The organism is Streptomyces sp. B15 (assembly GCF_018070605.1).
Classification (GTDB): Bacteria; Actinomycetota; Actinomycetes; order Streptomycetales; family Streptomycetaceae; genus Streptomyces; species Streptomyces smyrnaeus.
Genome location: NZ_JAGPXJ010000047.1, coordinates 38,352 through 55,356, shown reverse-complemented (window position 1 = coordinate 55,356; position 17,005 = coordinate 38,352). Strand labels below are relative to the sequence as shown.

Here is a 17,005-nt window from a genome sequence, read left to right as displayed (position 1 = left end):
GCTGGGCCCCCACCCACCCGTGGTGGTTCCCTCTCTTCCCCGGAGGGGAAGGGGGGTGCCAGGCTGAGGGGATGAGCGAGCTCATCAGGCGGCTCCGCGAGGGCCTGCCCTCGAACACGGTCCTGACCGACCCCGACGTACTCCGCTCGTACGCCACCGACATGGCCAGCTTCTGCCCCGCAGGGACCCCCCAGGCAGTAGTCCTCCCCCGCACCGCCCAGCAGGTGCAGCACACCATGCGCACGGCGCACGCCCTGCGGGTCCCCGTCGTCCCGCAGGGCGCCCGCACGGGCCTGTCCGGCGCGGCCAACGCGACGGACGGCTGTCTCCTGCTCTCCCTCACCCGTATGGACCGCATCCTGGAGATCAACCCGGTCGACCGGATCGCGGTGGTGGAGCCGGGCGTGGTCAACGCCCGGCTCTCCCGCGCGGTGGCCGAGTACGGCCTGAGTTATCCCCCGGATCCCTCCAGCTGGGAGATGTGCACCATCGGCGGCAACATCGGCACCGGTTCCGGCGGCCTGTGCTGTGTGAAGTACGGCGTCACCGCCGAGTACGTGCTCGGTCTCGACGTCGTCCTCGCCGACGGCCGGCTGTTGTCGACCGGCCGCCGCACGGCGAAGGGCGTCGCGGGCTACGACCTCACCCGGCTGTTCGTGGGCTCCGAGGGCAGCCTCGGGATCGTGGTGGGCGCCACGCTGGCGCTGCGGGCCGAGCCGCCGCAGCAGCTCGCTCTCGCGGCCGAGTTCCCGTCGGCGGCTGCGGCCTGCGACGCGGTGTGCCGGATCATGGAGGCGGGTCATACGCCGTCGCTGCTGGAGCTGATGGACCGCACGACGCTGCGGGCGGTCAACGAGATGACGAAGATGGGCCTGCCCGAGACCACCGAGGCGCTGCTGCTCGCGGCGTTCGACACTCCCGATCCGGCGCCGCAGCTGCGTGCGGTGGGTGAACTGTGTACGGCGGCGGGTGCGAGCGAGGTGGTGCCCGCCGAGGACGCGGCCGAGTCGGAACTGCTGCTCAACGGGCGGCGCGCCGCGCTCACGGCGCTGGAGGCGGTCAAGGGCACCACGATGATCGACGATGTGTGCGTACCGCGCAGCCGGCTTGCGGACATGTTGGAGGGCACGGCCGAGATCGCCGAACGGTACGGGCTGACGATCGGTGTCTGCGCCCACGCGGGGGACGGCAACACGCACCCGACCGTCTGTTTCGACGCCACCGACGAGGACGAGTGCCGCCGTGCCCGCCGTTCCTTCGACGAGATCATGGAGCTCGGTCTGAAGCTGGGTGGAACGATCACCGGTGAGCACGGGGTCGGGGTGTTGAAGAAGGACTGGCTCGCCCAGGAGTTGGGCGAGGTCGGTCTCGATCTCCACCGGGCCATCAAGACCGCCTTCGACCCGAACGGCATCCTGAATCCCGGAAAGGTCTTCTGAGGGCCGGGCGGCGGCGGCCCGGCCCTCAGAAGCGGGTGCACGGCGCGTGGCCGCCGTTCACCGTTCCAGCAGTTCGATCAACTGCTCGTCCAGGCCGAGCGCTTCCGACTCGCTCCCCTGCGGAACCGCGTGCAGCGTCCGCGCCAGCCAGGCCGCCACCACGTCGGACGGAGTCTCCAGCAGCGCGTCGCCGTTCGGCGAACTGAGGGCCAGGCACAGCATCTTGCGGCCCGCGACGCACGTGGGCCACACCCGTACGTCGCCGTCGCCGGACGGCTGCGTCACCCCCTTCACCAGCAGTTCGCGGGCGAACGTCCAGTCGACGGGTTTCTCCGAGTAGATGTGGAAGGTCATGTGGACGGCGTACGGATCGTCCGTGCGGTAGCTGAAGCGTGCGGGTACCGCCACGCTGCGTTCCGGCGAGAGGACGAGCCTCATCTCCACTTCGCGTTCGACCACGGTGTGCATACGGTGCGCCCTTTCCTGTGTCCCCTGTTCCCCTGTGCGGGCCGCTGGGAGGGACCCGCACAGGGAGAGAGGGCGCAGGGCGCGGTTTCTTACACGGGTTCGGAAAAGTTTCTCGCTTCCCGGCCCGGGGATTTGTTCGGTGGGTGCTGTCGGGTCGTGCCGTGACGGGCACCCGATCGGTGCCGGATCGGTGCGCCCGATCGGTCGGCGGACCGGTGTCCGGGGGCGGTTCGCGCCTGGTCGGGTGATGGGCGGCGGGGCCCTTCGGGGTCGCTCGAAGGCGGGCTTACCCGCCGTCTGCTTCCTCCCCGCGCGGTCTTCTTCGTTACTGTCCTCCTTACTGTCCTTCTCGGACAGGCGGAGGACCCCGCCGCACCACGGGCGGCGGGGCCGCGGGGCCGTGCAGCAGCGGCTTGGTCAAGAACGTCGTGCGTGAGGGGAGTTGGGGGTTGTGGGACCCTCCGGTACTCATGGGGAGGCACCCCGTGCCGGGTACTATCCGGATCCGTCCATCCCCGGATACATCCGTTACTGGAACGGTTCTTCGTGGGTGCCGGGCACCAGTCGCCCGGAGCCACGGGAGGGTGAACCCATGCCGGCGCCGCCGCCGGTGGCGTCCTCACCCGCCACGGCTCCCTCGCCTCCCGCCACCGCCGACCAGGAGGGCCCGGCGGGGCCGCCGAGCCCTCGGCGCTCGGCCTCGGACGAGACCGGCCCGGTCTTCCTGGACACGGACGGCGACGGCGACGAGCGCCCTGCTCCCGGTGTTCAGCCGTCCGTCCCGGGCCCCCAGTCCGCCGCCTCGCCGCGGGGCGGCTTCGGGCCGCCCGCGGCCGATCCGCGCGGCGACTGGGGCAGCGAGGGCCGCGCGTCCGGCCGGACGGAGCGCCGGACCGCCGCCGCGAGCGGTGCGAGCGGTCCGGAGCCGGCGCCCGAACTGCCGGGTCAGGGCGGCCGCGAGAAGACGGTCGGCCTGCGCCGCTCCGAGGTGCTCGGCACCGGCGACCGGCCCCCGCGGACCGGCGTGCCTTCGCAGGCGCAGTCGCCCGCACCGTCGACTTCACCGTCCTCCTCGCCGTCGCCCGCACCGGACAGCGGTCCCGAGCGGAGTACGCCGGCCGGTTCCGCCGCCCGTCGGGAGCAGGCCCCGGCCTCCGGTGCCGCCGGTGGGGGAGGGCGGGGCGAGCGGCCCGAGCAGGGCCCCGGCAGCACCCAGCAGGCCCGGCCGGTTCCCGAGCAGCCGGCCGGGGGGTTGCGCCCGGACGCGGCGGGCGGCGTCGCGACACCGGCCCGGCAGGTGCCGGGCCAAGCGTCCGGCCAGGCGCCCGGTGGGGCGTCGAATCCGCCCGCGGGTGTGGCGCCCGAAGGGCGGGGCGGCCCCTCCGCGGCTCCGGCGCCCGGGGGCGCGGCGGGCGCCGGGCAGTTGGTGCCCCGCCAGGCATCGCCGGGGCCGGAGGCGGCCCGACCGGCCCAGGCCGCGCTCGATGCGGGACCGGCCGGGCTGCCCGCCCAACAGCTGCCCGCACAGCAGGGGCAACAGGGGCAGCAGGGGCCGCCTGCCGGGCTCGCCCCGGTGGCCGGGCCCGTGGCGGGCCCGGCGCTGCAGCAGGGCGGCGGACCGCAGGCCCCGGCCGTACCGTCCTGGTCGCAGCCCGCGGGGCCGGCGGGACTGCCCGCCCAGCCGCAGACCGGCGGCCCGGACGCCGTCACCCCGTGGCGCCCGCCCGTCGACGACCCGTTCGCGCGGGCCGCGCGCCAGGAGGCGCGGCCGGGGGCGCTGGGCAAGCGGCTGGGCGCCCGGCTCGTCGACCTGGTCCTCACCCTGGGGGTGGCTGCCGGTGCGGCGTACCCGTTCGTCGGCAGGACGGTCGACCACATCGACGCCAAGATCGAGGCGGTCGAGCAGGCGGGCGTGACCCAGCGGGTGTGGCTGATCGACGGCACCACGGGCGGCTATCTGGCCGTGGTCGTGGGTGTTCTGCTGCTGTTCGGGCTGGTCTACGAGGTGGTGCCGACGGCCCGCTGGGGCCGCACGCTCGGCAAGAAGCTGTTCGGGCTCTCGGTGCTGAACATCGAGGGCTATCAGAAGCCCACCTTCGGCAGGGCGGTCGCGCGCTGGCTGGTGCACGGGGTGCTGGGGCTGCTGGTGGTCGGGCTGGTCAATGCCGCGTGGTGCTTGTTCGACCGCCCGTGGCGGCAGTGCTGGCACGACAAGGTGGCCGGCACGTTCGTGGCCAAGGGCAGCGCGGGCGACGGTGAAGTCAGGCTGTGACGCCCGGGGCGTGACAGCCGAAGGAGTCTGAGGCCGGCACGCCCCGGCGCGCCCGGCGGGAGCCGACGGCCCCGAATCAGCGGGTGCGGCCCGCGTCGGTGCCCCGTCCCCCGAACAGCCCGCCCCGGATGCGGCGGGGCCGCGGGGGCTGTGCACTCGGGCCATGAGCACGGAGCAGCCGGAGAACGATCCGTTCCGCAAGCGGCAGGACCCGCAGGAGCCGCAGGAGTCCGAGCAGCCGCGGTCTCCGGGCCCGGGGCAGGGACCACAGCGTCCCGGGGCGGGCGGGCAGGCGCCCGGCCAGGAGCCGCCCGGCGGCGGGTCTCCGCCACCGGGCGGTCCGGGGATGCCGTACGGGGATCCGCCGCCGCCTCCCACGGGCGGCGGTCCCGCGGGCGGCCCGGGCGGCGGATACGGCGGCGGTTACGGAAGTCCGTACGACAACCCGTACGGTGGCCCGGCGGGCGCCGCGGATCCCCTCGCGGGCATGGCGCCGTTGGCGTCCCGGGGCAGGCGTCTGCTGGCGCGCATCATCGACGCGCTGCTGATCGCCATTCCGATCGGCATCATCGCCGGGGTGGTCGAGGGGGGCTATTCGACCGACACCGGTATCAGCTACTGGCCGCAGCTCGGCTACACCCTGGCCTACTTCCTCTACGAGGGGCTGATGCTGACGAACTCGGGCCAGACGGTGGGCAAGAAACTGATGCGCATCCGGGTGGCCATGTTGCAGAACGGTGCCGTACCGGCGGGTTCGCCGGGCTGGCTGCGGGTGGCCGTCTACCAGATCCCCCCGCTGGTGCCGTGTGTGGGCTCGCTGTTCTGGCTGGTGAACGTGCTCTTCTGTACCTGGGACAAGCCGTATCAGCAGTGTTTGCACGACAAGGCGGCCCGCACGGTGGTGGTCGCGGCGGACTGACGGCCTGCCCCGGTGGCGCGCGTGGGTTCGCGCGCCGGCAGCGGGCACGGCGGAGTCAACTCTTGGCGCGGCGGCCGGTGGAGGGCCAGAATCGTGGGCCCGGGCGGGCGCGTCGTTCGCGTCAGTGGCGGGCTCCCAGGCCCGCCGTCGCCGCGGGCGCCGAGGTCGCGTGCTGGGCGGGCACGGGGGCCGGCTGCGCTTCGGGGCGGGGGCTGCCGGTGGCGGCGACCACGCTGCCGACGGCCCGGCGTCCTGCGCGCGTTGAGCGGGCGGAGGCAACGGTCAGTGCCACCAGCAGGCCAAGTACGAGGGCTGCGAATGCGATCACGGCGATCCAGGGCCCTGAGCGGGCCCCGGAGATCAGCAGCATGGCGAGCGTGGAACACATGACGGTGGCCGAGCCGTAGACGAGTTGGGCGGGGTTCGGACGCGGCATGGCGGATCCGTCCTCGGGGGTGTGGGCACGGTCTGAACGTGTGAACAGGTCGTTGTGCGCTACGCGTTGCCTCGGTACAAACGGGGCGCCATCGAACGACTCTACGGTCCGGCATGCCCTGGCGGAAAGCACGGCAAGCGTGAGGTGACCCACGCCTTAGTTGCACGGGGGGCGCACTGGCGCACAGGGCCTCGGCCGTCCCAACTGCCGGACGGGAGTGGGGCCTTGCGCGAGTCGCGTGCCGGCCGTGTCCGACGCCCGGCGCAGGGGCGGCTCGTGCGCGGCGGCCAACGCCCCGTACCGATGTTCGCACCCGCTATCTGATGGGGAGTTGAGGATTCCGCTTCCCGGGTCGGCGGTAGTGACTCCTGCTGTTGCCAGCGGTCGGCCCAATGGCGACACCGAAAGTAGTAGCCGCTTCAACCACCCGGGGTATTCCGCGTAAAACCCCCTAAAACGGCCCACAGAATGCCACAACTACGGACAGTGAAGGCGGCGTGAAGATCCACGAGCGGGTTGCTGCGTACAGGTGATCGATGACTGTGCAACCTGGGTATGAATTTGTTTGCATCGTTGCAGGTCAAAACATGATCATCCGTTACCCCCTGGCGGTCGGCGCTCGATCGCGTTTAGATGCACGGTGGGGCCACCTCGTGGAGGCCCCGTATCGACCGACCCGAACGAGTCTCACGGGGGAGATGGTGATCATGTCAGGAGGCGGATTCGTCAGGCTTCCGGACGGCAGCGTGATCGTCGCGCTGACGCTTCCGGTGCCACGCGAGCCGCACGGCGCCGCAGCCGGTGCCGCAGACGCCGCTGCCCCGGGCACGCGGAGCAGGAGCGGCGCCGGAACGCGTCGCTCCGCCGCGACCGCGCCCGGCGGCCGCGGCGGGCTGCTGCCGGCGTCGCGGCGCTGGTCGGCGTTTGCGGACGAACCGCACACGGTGCGTGAGGCGACGGTCCGCAGACCCGGCGAGGAGCAACGCGTCCGGGTGCTGGTGCACTCCCGCAACCGGGCCCGCGCCCTGACCAGGCTGCGGAACCTCGGGCTGCGTGCGATCTATTTGCGCGGCAACGCCGAGCCGCCCACGGCCGACGAGGTCACGGCGGTCCTGCACCACCCGGAGGGCCTGGTGTGGCGCGCCGTGCCCGACGACGACCGCAACTCCTGGCGCCCGATCGCCGCCCTGCTGCGCGTCACCCCGGCCTGAGCCCGCCCCGCGCCCGAAGGGGCGCGGGGAACCCGCGCGCCGCCCGGCCCGGGGCCGGGAGGGGCGTCAGGAGGAAGCGACCACCGGCTTGCCGGTCAGCTCCACTCCGGCCTCCCGCAGGGCGTCCAGCGCCTGCTGGACGCTCTCGTCGGCGACACCCGCGGTCAGATCCAGCAGCACCTGGGTGCGGAAGCCCTCCCGGGCGGCGTCCAGCGCCGTCTCGCGTACGCAGTGGTCCGTGGCGATCCCGACGACGTCCACCTCGGTGACGTCCCGCTCGCGCAGCCAGTCGGCCAGCGCGGTCCCGTTCTCGTCGGCGCCCTCGAAGCCGCTGTAGGCGGCGGTGTAGGCGCCCTTGTCGAAGACCGCCTCGATCGAGCCCGAGGCGACGGCGGGGGCGAAGTTGGGGTGGAAGCCGACGCCCTCGGTGCCGGCCACGCAGTGCGGGGGCCAGGAGCGCCGGAAGTCGGGGTCGGCGGAGAAGTGGTCGCCGGGATCGATGTGCGTGTCCCGGGTCGCGACGACATGGCGGTATCCGGCGGAGGCGTCCCCGACCAGGTCGGTGATGGCGGCGGCGACGTCGGCGCCGCCCGCGACGGCGAGGCTGCCGCCTTCGCAGAAGTCGTTCTGCACGTCCACGACGATCAGTGCCCGGTGCATGGTGCACACCTTTCGGCTGGTGGGTCGACTGGGTGGGACGGACCGTGGCCGGCGACCGCCGGAGTCCTCGGTGGGGCCTGGGAAGTCTTCGGTGTGGCGTCAGGGACCGCCGCCCGTCACCTCCGAGCCTAGACACTCGAGGGGTCCCGCGGCAGTGGGTGGGCGCCGGTATGCGGCCCCCACCCGTACCGGGGGTTACACGTGCTCGACCGGCAGCACCGGCTCGCCGCGGGAGAGCTGGGTCGCCGACAGCGGGAGCCGGGCGCGGGCCGCGCGGTGGCGTTCGCGGGCGGCGTCCAGGGGCTCGCGGCCGACGACGGTGCCCTTGTCGACCAGCCGCACCTGAAGGAGATGGTCGGCCAGCTCGGGCGGTACCTCGCCGGTGCCCACGATCTCCGCCTCGGCCACGCCGTCCGCGTCCAGCGGCCGGGCCGCCCACTTGGCGCCGCCGATGGAGGTCTTGCCGCCGGTCGAGCGCTTGGCGACCGGGCTCAGCGCGGCGCCCGGCTCGGTGGAGTCGGCGCGGGCGACCAGCTTGTAGACCATCGAGCAGGTCGGATGGCCGCTGCCGGTGACCAACTGGGTGCCGACGCCGTACGCGTCCACGGGCGCCGCCGCCAGCGAGGCGATGGCGTACTCGTCCAGGTCGCTGGTGACCACGATCCGGGTGCGGTCCGCACCCAGCTCGTCGAGCTGCTGGCGCACCCGGTGGGCCACCAGCAGCAGATCCCCGGAGTCGATCCGGACGGCGCCGAGGCCGGGGCCGGCGACCTCCACGGCCGTACGGACGGCCTCGGCCACGTCGTAGGTGTCCACCAGCAGCGTCGTACCGCTGCCCAGCGACTCGACCTGCGCGGTGAAAGCGTCCCGTTCGGTGTCGTGCAGCAGGGTGAAGGCGTGGGCGCTGGTGCCGACGGTGGGGATGCCGTAGCGGAAGCCGGCGGCCAGGTCGGAGGTGGTGTCGAAGCCGCCCACATAGGCGGCGCGGGCGGCGGCGACGGCGCCGAGCTCATGGGTGCGGCGGGCACCCATCTCGATCAGCGGCCGGTCGGCGGCGGCGACGGCCATCCGGGAGGCGGCGGCCGCCACGGCGGAGTCGTGGTTGAGGATGGAGAGGATCACCGTCTCCAGCAACACGCACTCGGCGAAGGTGCCCTCCACCCGCAGGATGGGCGAGCCGGGGAAGTACACCTCGCCCTCCGGATAGCCGACGATGTCGCCCGTGAAGCGATAGTCGGCCAGCCACCGGAGGGTCGGCTCGTCGACCACCCTGGTCTCGCGCAGGAAGTCGAGCAGCTGGTCGTCGAAGCGGAAGTTCTCCACCGCGTCCAGCACCCGCCCGGTGCCCGCCACGACGCCGTAGCGGCGGCCCTCGGGGAGCCGGCGGGTGAAGACCTCGAAGACGGAGCGGCGCTCGGCGGTCCCGCCGCGCAGCGCGGCCTGGAGCATGGTCAGCTCGTACTGGTCGGTGAAGAGTGCCGTGGAGGGCACGGCCACCGGCAGTCCCGTCTCCATCCGCCGGGCGTGTTCCTGCCGGGAGTCTTTCGGGGGCTGCCCCCCTGGGGAATCCAGCACTGCTGCCTCACCTCGTGTGTTCGGGTCGGTCGCTTTCGAGCCTACCCCGGATCTCGTCAGCTTGACGATATACGGTGAAGGGAGGTGCCGTTTGGGCGGGCCGGGGTGCCGGGTGGCAGCATGGGACCTGTGAGTGTCGCCACCCCAACGGAGATCGAGCGCCCGGAGACCACCGAGGAACCCGTGGAGGTTCCTGAGCCGGATGTGCCCTGGGTGACCGTCGTGCACAACGACCCGGTCAACCTCATGAGCTATGTGACGTACGTGTTCCAGGCGTACTTCGGCTATTCGAAGGAGAAGGCGAAGAAGCTGATGCTCGACGTCCACCACAAGGGGCGCGCCATCGTCTCCAGCGGTACCCGCGAGGAGATGGAGCGCGACGTGCAGGCCATGCACAGCTACGGCCTGTGGGCCACGCTCACCCAGGACCGCTGATGGCAGGGCACTTCGAGCCGACCGAGGACGGTGGCGCCGCCATCGCGCTGGACGAGGTGGAGATCTCGATCCTGCGCAGCCTGGTGGTGCAGCTGCTGGAGCTGATCGGCCCCGGGGACGAACCCGCCGACCAGCCCCGCTCGCCGCACGACGCCGGGTCCCGCGGGGAGGGCGGCGGCAACAGCGTGGACGACGAGCTGGCGGGCATCGAGGCCGTCTCCTGGCCGCCGTTCGCCGACGGCCCCAGCGAGCCGCCCGCCGACCCGGCGCTGGCCCGGCTCTTCCCCGACGCCTACGGCCCCGGGCCCGGTGCCGCACCCCCCGAGGGGCAGGCGCCGGACAGCGAGGAGGCCGCACGCGCCAAGCGGGACCGGGCGGCCTCCGCCGAGTTCCGCCGCTACACGGAGAACGACCTGCGGGCCCGCAAGCGGGAGGACGGGCTGGCCGTGGTGCGCACGCTGGACGCGCTGACCCCGGGGGAGCAGGGAGCCGTGCTCACCCTCACCCCGCAGGAGTCCCAGCAGTGGCTGGGCGCCCTCAACGATCTGCGGCTGGCCATCGGCACCCGCCTCCAGGTGAGCGACGACAGCGACGACGAGCTCTACCAGCTGCCCGACTCCGACGAGCGCAAGCCGATGGTGATGGCCTATCTGTGGCTGGGCGGCCTCCAGGAGACGTTGGTCGAGACGCTGATGCCCTGACGGGCCGCCGCGGCTCGGCCCGGCGATCGGGTGCCCGGGTTCGTTAATCGGACGGTAAAAACCGACTGACGAACCCGTCATGAGGGCGGACTTTCCTGAGGAGGCGCCCTTCTTCATCCCTTATGTCCCCCACCGGCGCGGTGCGTCATGAACGCCTCTGCGTGGTACACCTGCACGGATCCGCTGTTCCGCCGGGCACCACCCCTGCCCGCCCAGCGGTGCACCGCCGGCCGACCGTCGGCACGCACAACTCCAGCCGGGGGGATCGGGACCCGATCCGGAAGAGGCCGGATCGGTATGGAGAAAGGCGCACCACATGACCTCCGAGGTCGAAGACCACGACCCGGTACCGGACCCGATGCCCGGCACCGGGGTGGACAGCAGCGCGGCGGGTGTCCTCGACGCGGTCGAGGGCGGCGGCTCCTCCGAGGGCTATCAGCGGGGGCTCGGCGGCCGTCAGATCCAGATGATCGCCATCGGCGGCGCCATCGGGACCGGGCTCTTCCTCGGTGCCGGCAAGTCCATCCACAAGGCCGGCCCCAGCATCATCCTGGCGTACCTCGTCGCGGGCGCCGTCATCTACCTGATCATGCGCGCGCTGGGCGAGCTGCTGATGTACCGCCCGGTCTCCGGCTCGTTCTCCGAGTACGCGCGGGAGCTGCTCGGGCCGTACTGGGGCTTCGTCACGGGCTGGACGTACTGGCTCTTCTGGGTCGTCACCGGCATCACCGAGGTCACGGCGGCCGCGACGTATGTGAACTACTGGTGGAACGTCGCACCGTGGATCTCCGCGCTGGTGTTCACCATCGCCCTTTACGGCATCAACCTGGTCTCCGTGAAGCTCTTCGGTGAGCTGGAGTTCTGGTTCTCGATGGTCAAGGTCACCGCGATCGTCGGCATGATCCTGATCGGCATCGGCGTGCTCACCCTGGGCTTCTCGCAGGCCGGCGACACCGCGTCGGTCGGTAATCTCTACCAGCACGGCGGGATCTTCCCCAAGGGCATCGGCGGCACGCTGATGACGCTGCAGATCGTGATGTTCTCCTTCCTCGCCGTCGAGCTGGTCGGTGTCACCGCGGGTGAGGCGGCCAACCCGGCCAAGGCCCTGCCGCGGGCGATCAAGACGGTGCCGTGGCGTATCGCGCTCTTCTACATCGGCTCGCTGATCGTCATCCTCTCCGTCGTCTCCTGGACCGCGTTCGAGCCGGGCACCAGCCCGTTCGTCGAGGCCTTCCGGAAGATCGGGCTGCCGGCGGGTGCGGGCATCGTCAACTTCGTGGTGCTGACCGCGGCGCTCTCCTCCTGCAACTCCGGCATGTACTCCACCGGCCGGATGCTGCGTGACCTGGCGCTCAACGGACAGGGCCCGAGGCTGTTCACCAGGCTGTCCAAGGCCGGGCTGCCGTTCCTCGGCACCACGGTCTCGGCCGCGCTGATGATGGTCGGCGTATGGATCAACTACGAGTGGCCGTCCAAGGCCTTCGACTACGTCGTCTCCTTCGCGACCATCTCCGGCATGTGGGCCTGGATCATGATTCTCTTCTCGCAGCTGCGCTACCGGGCCAAGGCCGACCGCGGCGAGCTGCCGCGCTCGGAGTTCCGGATGCCCGGCGCGCCCTGGACCGGCATCGCGGCCCTGGCCTTCATCTTCCTGGTGATCGTGCTGATGGGCTTCGACAAGGACGCCCGGGTCTCGCTCTACGCGGCGCCGATCTGGGCGGCGCTGCTGACCGTCGCCTACTTCGTGGTCAAGGCGCGCACCCCGCACGTCTTCGCCAAGCAGCCCTGACGCCCACCGGGTAGGGGCCGGGCACAGTGCGCGGGGCAGGGCCGGTGGCCGGCCGGAGCGCCGCCGGCCCCGTGCTTATCCTTGCCCCCATGCTGACCATCACACAGGAGCTGCACGACCGGATCGTCGCCCACGCCCGTGCGGACCACCCCGACGAGGCGTGCGGCGTGATCGCGGGGCCGGTCGGCGAGGGCCGTCCCGAGCGCTTCATCCCGATGCTGAACGCGGCGCGCTCGCCGACCTTCTACGAGTTCGACTCGACCGACCTGCTCAAGCTCTACCGCGAGATGGACGACCGGGACGAGGAGCCGGTCGTGATCTACCACTCGCACACGGCCACCGAGGCCTACCCCTCCCGTACGGACATCTCCTACGCCAACGAGCCCGGCGCCCACTACGTCCTCGTCTCCACCGCCGAGTGCGGCAACGACGAGGGGCCCTTCTCCTTCCGCTCGTTCCGCATCGTGGACGGCGAGGTGACCGAGGAAGAGGTCGAGGTCGTCGAGAGCTACTGAGCGCAGAGCCGGGACAGCGGGCGGCCGGGAGTCGCTGTCCGGTGCACGTGAGACGAATCGGTCCGCATCATGAAACGCACATCCGATTCCGCCGTCGGGAATCGTTACGATGAGCCCATGGTTGTCCACGACGTGAGCGCATTCGAGAAGACCCCGGGCATGCTGCTCGTGGCGCGCCTGCACGTCGACCTGTGCCGCCTCGCCAGCGCGATCTGTCGGCAGGCCTGACGGGCGCCGTCCCTGTGGGGGCCGCCCGGCCGGGAGGCCGCCGAGCCCGTCCGTCCTCGCCCCGCACCGCGGGGCGTCCGCGCGTCCGCCTGTCCACAGCACAGCCACAGCCGCACTCTCCCTCTCCGACAGGAGCACTCTCATGGCCATCGAGGTCCGCATTCCGACCATCCTTCGCACCTACACCGACGGCCAGAAGGCGGTCGAGGGCACGGGCAGCACCATCGGTGAGCTCTTCGCCGACCTGGAGAGCCGCCACACCGGCATCCAGGACCGCCTGGTGGACGGCGGTGAGCTGCGCCGCTTCGTCAACGTCTACCTCAACGACGAGGACGTGCGCTTCCTGGACGGCATCTCCACCGAGGTCGGCGACGGCGACAGCATCACGATCCTGCCCGCCGTAGCCGGCGGCGCCGGGGCGGAGTCCCGTCGTACAGGGGCGGTGGCCGGGCGACGGGCAGGCGGCGCCGGGGCGGAGTCCCGTCGTACAGGGGCGGTGGCCGGGCGACGGGCAGGCGGCGCCGGGGCGGAGCCCCGTCGTACAGGGGTGGTGGCCGGGCGACGGGCGGGCGGAATGCGCTGATGCGCTACGACTCCCCGCTCGACGCGGTCGGCAACACGCCACTCGTACGGCTCCCGAAGCTCTCGCCCTCCGAGGACGTGCGCATCTGGGCGAAGCTGGAGGACCGCAATCCGACCGGCTCCGTCAAGGACCGCCCGGCCCTGCACATGGTCGAACAGGCGGAGAAGGACGGCCGGTTGCGCCCCGGCTGCACCATCCTGGAGCCGACCTCCGGAAACACCGGCATCTCGCTGGCGATGGCGGCCAGGCTCAAGGGCTACCGCATCGTCTGCGTCATGCCGGAGAACACCAGCGAGGAGCGCCGCCAGCTGCTGGCCATGTGGGGCGCGGAGATCATCTCGTCCCCCGCGGCCGGCGGCTCCAACACCGCGGTACGGGTGGCCAAGGAGCTGGCGGCCGAGCATCCGGACTGGGTGATGCTCTACCAGTACGGCAACCCGGACAACGCGGGTGCGCACTACGCCACCACGGGCCCCGAGATCCTCGCCGACCTGCCGTCGGTCACCCACTTCGTCGCGGGCCTGGGCACCACCGGCACGCTGATGGGGGCGGGCCGCTATCTGCGCGAGCACCGTCCGGACATCCAGATCGTCGCCGCCGAGCCGCGCTACGACGACCTGGTGTACGGGCTGCGCAACCTGGACGAGGGCTTCGTGCCGGAGCTGTACGACGAGTCCGTGCTCACCACCCGCTTCTCGGTCGGCTCGGCGGACGCGGTCACCCGCACCCGGGAACTGCTCGCGAAGGAGGGCATCTTCGCGGGTGTGTCCACGGGTGCCGCGCTGCACGCCGCGATCGGGGTGGGCCGTAAGGCGGTACGGGCCGGCCAGAGCGCCGATGTCGTCTTCCTCGTCGCGGACGGCGGCTGGAAGTACCTGTCGACGGGCCTGTACACGGCCGAGTCCGACGAGGCGGCGATCGCCACCGTCCAGGGCCAGCTGTGGGCGTAGGCCGCGCCTGGGGTCACCGCAGCCGCAGCATCCGGCTGACCTGCTCCCAGGTCTCGGCGTCCACCTCGCCGCAGCGGTCGAGGAGCCGGGCGAGACCGGCCTCGGCCAGGGCGTCCGGCTGCAGATAGGCGGGCCCGGCCGGGTCGTCGTCCGGCAGTACGGGCAGCGCCGAGGGCTCGCGCGTCAGCCGGGCGAGCCGGGCGCCGTCCGTGCGTACCGCGAGCACCAGGAAGAGCGGCTCGCTGCCGTCCGGCAGGCTGGTGCGCCAGATCTCACCGGGCCGGGGGAGCGGCGACCTGCCACCGCGCTGCGCGGAGCGGGCCGGCAGGGCTCGGCGGCGGGGGCCCAGCCGGCCCCGGCCGTCGACGAGTGCCGCCACGAAGGCGAGCAGCGCGACGCCGCCGAGGGCGAGCCACCACGAGGTGTTCATCTCCTCCCCAAGCTCCGGCCGGGACACTCCGGCCTGTGCGGGTGTCTGCCGCAACACCGTGCGGCGTTTGCGTCGGGGTCCTCCGGGGAACGACGCTACCCCGGGCTGGTGATTCCGCCCACACCGCCGCCCCATCGAGGAGTCACCCCGACCCGCGCGGCTTACGCTCGGAAGTCCCCTCGTCAACGACATGGGGACTTCTCCCGCAGGCCGTCAACGGAGGTTCCCACTCCATGAAGCTCACCGTCGTCGGCTGTTCCGGGTCGTTTCCGTCCACGGAATCGGCCTGTTCGAGCTATCTCGTCGAAGCCGACGGTTTCCGGTTGCTCCTGGACATGGGCAACGGCGCGCTCGGTGAGCTCCAGCGTCACTGCGGCCTCTACGACCTCGACGTGATCGCGCTCAGCCACCTCCACGCCGACCACTGCATCGACATGTGCGGCTACTTCGTCGCGCGCTACTACCGCCACGAGGGTGGCCGTTGCAGCCCCATCCCGGTCCACGGCCCGCCCGGCACCGAGCAGCGGCTCACCACGGCCTACGCCGACACGCCCTCCGACTCGTCGATGAGCGAGGTCTTCGCCTTCCGCACCCTGACCGCCGGCGGCAGCTTCGAGGCGGGCCCGTTCCGGGTGCGTACGGAGCTGGTCGATCACCCGGTGGAGGCGTACGCGTTCCGGGTCGAGCACAAGGAGAGCGGAGGGGTCCTCACGTATTCGGGTGACACCGGTCCGTGCGCGGAGCTGGAACTGGCCGCGCGCGACGCCGATCTGTTCCTGTGCGAGGCGTCCTTCACGGACGGCAAGGAGCAGATCCCCGGCCTCCATCTGAACGGCAGGGAGGCCGGGGAGGTCGCCGCCAGGGCCGGCGCCGCCCGGCTGGTGCTCACCCATGTACCGCCGTGGACGGACCCGCAGATCAATCTGCGGGACGCCAAAGCGGTGTTCGCCGGGCCGGTGGAGATGGCCCGGCCCGGCGCGGTCTACGAGATCTGAGCGGCGGCGCCGCGACGCCGCCGCTCCGCAGCGCTACTTCGTCAGATCCTCGACCTCTTCGTCCGGCTCCCGCCCCGGGGTCTTGATGTCCAGCCGCACGATCAGGAAGCGGAAGGCCACGTAGTAGACCGCCGCGAAACACAGTCCGACGGGGACGATCATCCAGGGCTTCTCGGCCAGGCTCCAGTTGATGGCGTAGTCGATGAACCCGGCGGAGAAACTGAAGCCGTGGTGCACCCCGAGCATCCAGGTCACCGCCATCGAGACGGCGGTGAGCACCGCGTGCACCACGTACAGCACCGGTGCGATGAACATGAAGGTGAACTCGATCGGTTCGGTGATGCCGGTCACGAACGAGGTCAGCGCCAGCGAGACCATCATGCCCGTCACGGCCTTGCGGCGGTGCGGCCTGGCGCAGTGCGCGATGGCCAGCGCGGCGGCGGGCAGCCCGAACATCATGATCGGGAAGAAGCCGGACATGAACTGGCCGGCGCTCGGGTCGCCCGCGAAGAACCGGGCGATGTCGCCGTGCACGACGTCCCCCGAGGCGTTCTTGAAGTCGCCGAGCTGGAACCAGGCCACAGTGTTGAGGAACTGGTGCATGCCGACGGGGATCAGCGCGCGGTTGATCAGACCGAAGATGCCGGCCCCGGTGGCGCCCAGCCCCGTCATCCACTCGCCGAACGAGGTGATGGCATCCCCGATCGGGCCCCAGATCAGGGTGAAGGCCACGCCGACGAGCAGGCCGACGAAGGCCATGAGGATCGGCACCAGGCGGCGGCCGTTGAAGAAGCCGAGCCAGTCCACCAGCTTGGTGCGGTGGAAGCGCTGCCATACGACGGCCGCGATCAGCCCCATCAGCACGCCGCCCAGCACGCCGGGGTCGTTGTAGACGGCGGGTGTGTCCTCGCCTGCCTTGACCACCGCCTCGTGCACCGGGAACGCCTCCAGGACGTTCTTGTAGACGAGGAAGCCGACGAGCGCGGCGAGCGCCGTGGAGCCGTCGGACTTCTTGGCGAAGCCGATGGCCACACCGATGCAGAACAGCAGCGGCAGGTTGTCGAAGATGGCACCGCCCGCGCCGGCGAACGCGGCGGCGACGTCGTGCCACTTCAGCCCCTCGTCGCCGAAGACGTCGGGCTGGCCGAGCCGGTTGAGGATGCCGGCCGCGGGCAGGACGGCGATGGGCAGCTGCAGACTGCGGCCGACCTTCTGCAGCCCTTGGAACAGTCCGGAGCCCCGCTTCTTCGCGGGAGCAGCGGTGTCCGTGCTCATGGGGGTGTTCCTCCAGGTGAAGCGGGCGCAGCACAGGGAGGGGCAGCCCGCGGTGGTCTACACCACTCTGGTGGTGTAGACCATTAGTAACACGGGTGCCGGACCGACCGGAACGGCCTGTTCC

Annotated in this window: 17 protein-coding genes and 1 pseudogene; 12 read left to right on the top strand and 6 right to left on the bottom strand. The window is 71.8% G+C overall.

Going from position 1 to position 17,005, the window contains the following annotated elements; genetic code table 11:
* Positions 1–71: 71 nt before the first annotated feature.
* Positions 72–1,439, top strand: coding sequence for an FAD-binding oxidoreductase (locus KBY19_RS21070; RefSeq protein ID WP_210966399.1), 1,368 nt, complete (start codon positions 72–74; stop codon positions 1,437–1,439).
* 57 nt (positions 1,440–1,496) lie between these two features.
* Here KBY19_RS21070 and KBY19_RS21065 read toward each other — a convergent pair whose 3' ends face one another.
* Entirely contained in the window at positions 1,497–1,907 is a 411-nt protein-coding gene (locus KBY19_RS21065) for an SsgA family sporulation/cell division regulator (RefSeq protein ID WP_099881321.1), read from the bottom strand.
* A 451-nt stretch (positions 1,908–2,358) separates the two neighbouring features.
* Between KBY19_RS21065 and KBY19_RS21060 the strand changes: the two genes are divergently transcribed.
* Together KBY19_RS21060 and KBY19_RS21055 are read left to right on the top strand one after the other, a co-directional pair.
* Positions 2,359–4,179: an RDD family protein gene (locus KBY19_RS21060; protein ID WP_210966398.1), complete on the top strand. Its 1,821-nt coding sequence runs from the start codon at positions 2,359–2,361 to the stop codon at positions 4,177–4,179.
* A gap of 163 nt (positions 4,180–4,342) precedes the next feature.
* Positions 4,343–5,098 carry an RDD family protein gene (locus KBY19_RS21055; protein ID WP_099881317.1) on the top strand — a complete coding sequence of 252 codons (756 nt, stop codon included), beginning with the start codon at positions 4,343–4,345 and terminating at the stop codon, positions 5,096–5,098.
* Positions 5,099–5,219: 121 nt separating this feature from the next.
* Here the strand turns inward: KBY19_RS21055 and KBY19_RS21050 are convergent, their stop codons facing one another.
* Complete coding sequence (locus KBY19_RS21050) at positions 5,220–5,534, bottom strand: hypothetical protein (protein WP_099881315.1); 315 nt, start codon at positions 5,532–5,534, stop codon at positions 5,220–5,222.
* A 944-nt stretch (positions 5,535–6,478) separates the two neighbouring features.
* Here KBY19_RS21050 and KBY19_RS36705 point away from each other — a divergent pair.
* Complete coding sequence (locus tag KBY19_RS36705; protein ID WP_307843573.1) at positions 6,479–6,745, top strand: hypothetical protein; 267 nt, start codon at positions 6,479–6,481, stop codon at positions 6,743–6,745.
* Positions 6,746–6,811: 66 nt separating this feature from the next.
* Here the strand turns inward: KBY19_RS36705 and KBY19_RS21040 are convergent, their stop codons facing one another.
* Both KBY19_RS21040 and KBY19_RS21035 read right to left on the bottom strand, forming a co-directional pair.
* Positions 6,812–7,405, bottom strand: a complete 594-nt coding sequence (locus KBY19_RS21040; RefSeq protein ID WP_099881313.1) for an isochorismatase family protein — start codon at positions 7,403–7,405, stop codon at positions 6,812–6,814.
* A 195-nt stretch (positions 7,406–7,600) separates the two neighbouring features.
* Positions 7,601–8,920: a nicotinate phosphoribosyltransferase gene (locus KBY19_RS21035; RefSeq protein WP_099881311.1), complete on the bottom strand. Its 1,320-nt coding sequence runs from the start codon at positions 8,918–8,920 to the stop codon at positions 7,601–7,603.
* Between the two features lie 180 nt (positions 8,921–9,100).
* Here KBY19_RS21035 and clpS point away from each other — a divergent pair, with 180 nt between their 5' ends.
* The 7 genes and pseudogenes from clpS (at position 9,101) to KBY19_RS21005 (ending at position 14,181) form a co-directional block, all read left to right on the top strand.
* The gene (clpS, locus tag KBY19_RS21030; protein ID WP_099881308.1) at positions 9,101–9,415 is read left to right on the top strand and encodes an ATP-dependent Clp protease adapter ClpS; all 315 of its coding nucleotides are present in this window, start codon (positions 9,101–9,103) and stop codon (positions 9,413–9,415) included.
* Positions 9,415–10,116 (top strand): DUF2017 domain-containing protein, encoded by a 702-nt coding sequence (locus KBY19_RS21025; protein WP_210966396.1) that lies wholly within the window; start codon positions 9,415–9,417, stop codon positions 10,114–10,116. The genes clpS and KBY19_RS21025 overlap by 1 nt, the downstream gene beginning before the upstream one ends.
* Positions 10,117–10,474: 358 nt before the next feature.
* Positions 10,475–11,905 carry an amino acid permease gene (locus KBY19_RS21020; RefSeq protein ID WP_185019405.1) on the top strand — a complete coding sequence of 477 codons (1,431 nt, stop codon included), beginning with the start codon at positions 10,475–10,477 and terminating at the stop codon, positions 11,903–11,905.
* An 89-nt stretch (positions 11,906–11,994) separates the two neighbouring features.
* Positions 11,995–12,420 (top strand): Mov34/MPN/PAD-1 family protein, encoded by a 426-nt coding sequence (locus KBY19_RS21015; protein WP_099881302.1) that lies wholly within the window; start codon positions 11,995–11,997, stop codon positions 12,418–12,420.
* 117 nt (positions 12,421–12,537) lie between these two features.
* Positions 12,538–12,648 (top strand): putative leader peptide, encoded by a 111-nt coding sequence (locus tag KBY19_RS37805; RefSeq protein WP_355448502.1) that lies wholly within the window; start codon positions 12,538–12,540, stop codon positions 12,646–12,648.
* A 142-nt stretch (positions 12,649–12,790) separates the two neighbouring features.
* Positions 12,791–13,063 (top strand): annotated as a pseudogene (locus tag KBY19_RS36700) (MoaD/ThiS family protein); the annotation flags it as partial.
* 167 nt (positions 13,064–13,230) lie between these two features.
* The gene (locus KBY19_RS21005) at positions 13,231–14,181 is read left to right on the top strand and encodes a PLP-dependent cysteine synthase family protein (RefSeq protein ID WP_099881296.1); all 951 of its coding nucleotides are present in this window, start codon (positions 13,231–13,233) and stop codon (positions 14,179–14,181) included.
* Positions 14,182–14,194: 13 nt separating this feature from the next.
* Here KBY19_RS21005 and KBY19_RS21000 read toward each other — a convergent pair whose 3' ends face one another.
* Positions 14,195–14,611, bottom strand: a complete 417-nt coding sequence (locus KBY19_RS21000; protein WP_099881294.1) for a hypothetical protein — start codon at positions 14,609–14,611, stop codon at positions 14,195–14,197.
* 233 nt (positions 14,612–14,844) lie between these two features.
* Here KBY19_RS21000 and KBY19_RS20995 point away from each other — a divergent pair, with 233 nt between their 5' ends.
* Complete coding sequence (locus KBY19_RS20995) at positions 14,845–15,606, top strand: MBL fold metallo-hydrolase (RefSeq protein ID WP_210966394.1); 762 nt, start codon at positions 14,845–14,847, stop codon at positions 15,604–15,606.
* Between the two features lie 33 nt (positions 15,607–15,639).
* Here the strand turns inward: KBY19_RS20995 and KBY19_RS20990 are convergent, their stop codons facing one another.
* A complete protein-coding gene (locus KBY19_RS20990) occupies positions 15,640–16,881 on the bottom strand; it encodes a PTS transporter subunit EIIC (RefSeq protein WP_099881290.1) in 1,242 nt (413 codons plus the stop codon).
* Positions 16,882–17,005 lie beyond the last annotated feature (124 nt).

Coding starts and splice junctions, on each gene's coding strand:
- KBY19_RS21015 (WP_099881302.1), top strand. CDS start 11,995: ATGCTGACCATCACACAGGAGCTGCACGACCGGATCGTCGCCCACGCC.
- KBY19_RS21070 (WP_210966399.1), top strand. CDS start 72: ATGAGCGAGCTCATCAGGCGGCTCCGCGAGGGCCTGCCCTCGAACACG.
- KBY19_RS21000 (WP_099881294.1), bottom strand. CDS start 14,611: ATGAACACCTCGTGGTGGCTCGCCCTCGGCGGCGTCGCGCTGCTCGCC.
- KBY19_RS21035 (WP_099881311.1), bottom strand. CDS start 8,920: ATGGAGACGGGACTGCCGGTGGCCGTGCCCTCCACGGCACTCTTCACC.
- clpS (WP_099881308.1), top strand. CDS start 9,101: ATGGGACCTGTGAGTGTCGCCACCCCAACGGAGATCGAGCGCCCGGAG.
- KBY19_RS21020 (WP_185019405.1), top strand. CDS start 10,475: ATGCCCGGCACCGGGGTGGACAGCAGCGCGGCGGGTGTCCTCGACGCG.
- KBY19_RS20995 (WP_210966394.1), top strand. CDS start 14,845: ATGAAGCTCACCGTCGTCGGCTGTTCCGGGTCGTTTCCGTCCACGGAA.
- KBY19_RS21055 (WP_099881317.1), top strand. CDS start 4,343: ATGAGCACGGAGCAGCCGGAGAACGATCCGTTCCGCAAGCGGCAGGAC.
- KBY19_RS21065 (WP_099881321.1), bottom strand. CDS start 1,907: ATGCACACCGTGGTCGAACGCGAAGTGGAGATGAGGCTCGTCCTCTCG.
- KBY19_RS20990 (WP_099881290.1), bottom strand. CDS start 16,881: ATGAGCACGGACACCGCTGCTCCCGCGAAGAAGCGGGGCTCCGGACTG.
- KBY19_RS21050 (WP_099881315.1), bottom strand. CDS start 5,534: ATGCCGCGTCCGAACCCCGCCCAACTCGTCTACGGCTCGGCCACCGTC.
- KBY19_RS21040 (WP_099881313.1), bottom strand. CDS start 7,405: ATGCACCGGGCACTGATCGTCGTGGACGTGCAGAACGACTTCTGCGAA.
- KBY19_RS37805 (WP_355448502.1), top strand. CDS start 12,538: ATGGTTGTCCACGACGTGAGCGCATTCGAGAAGACCCCGGGCATGCTG.
- KBY19_RS21005 (WP_099881296.1), top strand. CDS start 13,231: ATGCGCTACGACTCCCCGCTCGACGCGGTCGGCAACACGCCACTCGTA.
- KBY19_RS21025 (WP_210966396.1), top strand. CDS start 9,415: ATGGCAGGGCACTTCGAGCCGACCGAGGACGGTGGCGCCGCCATCGCG.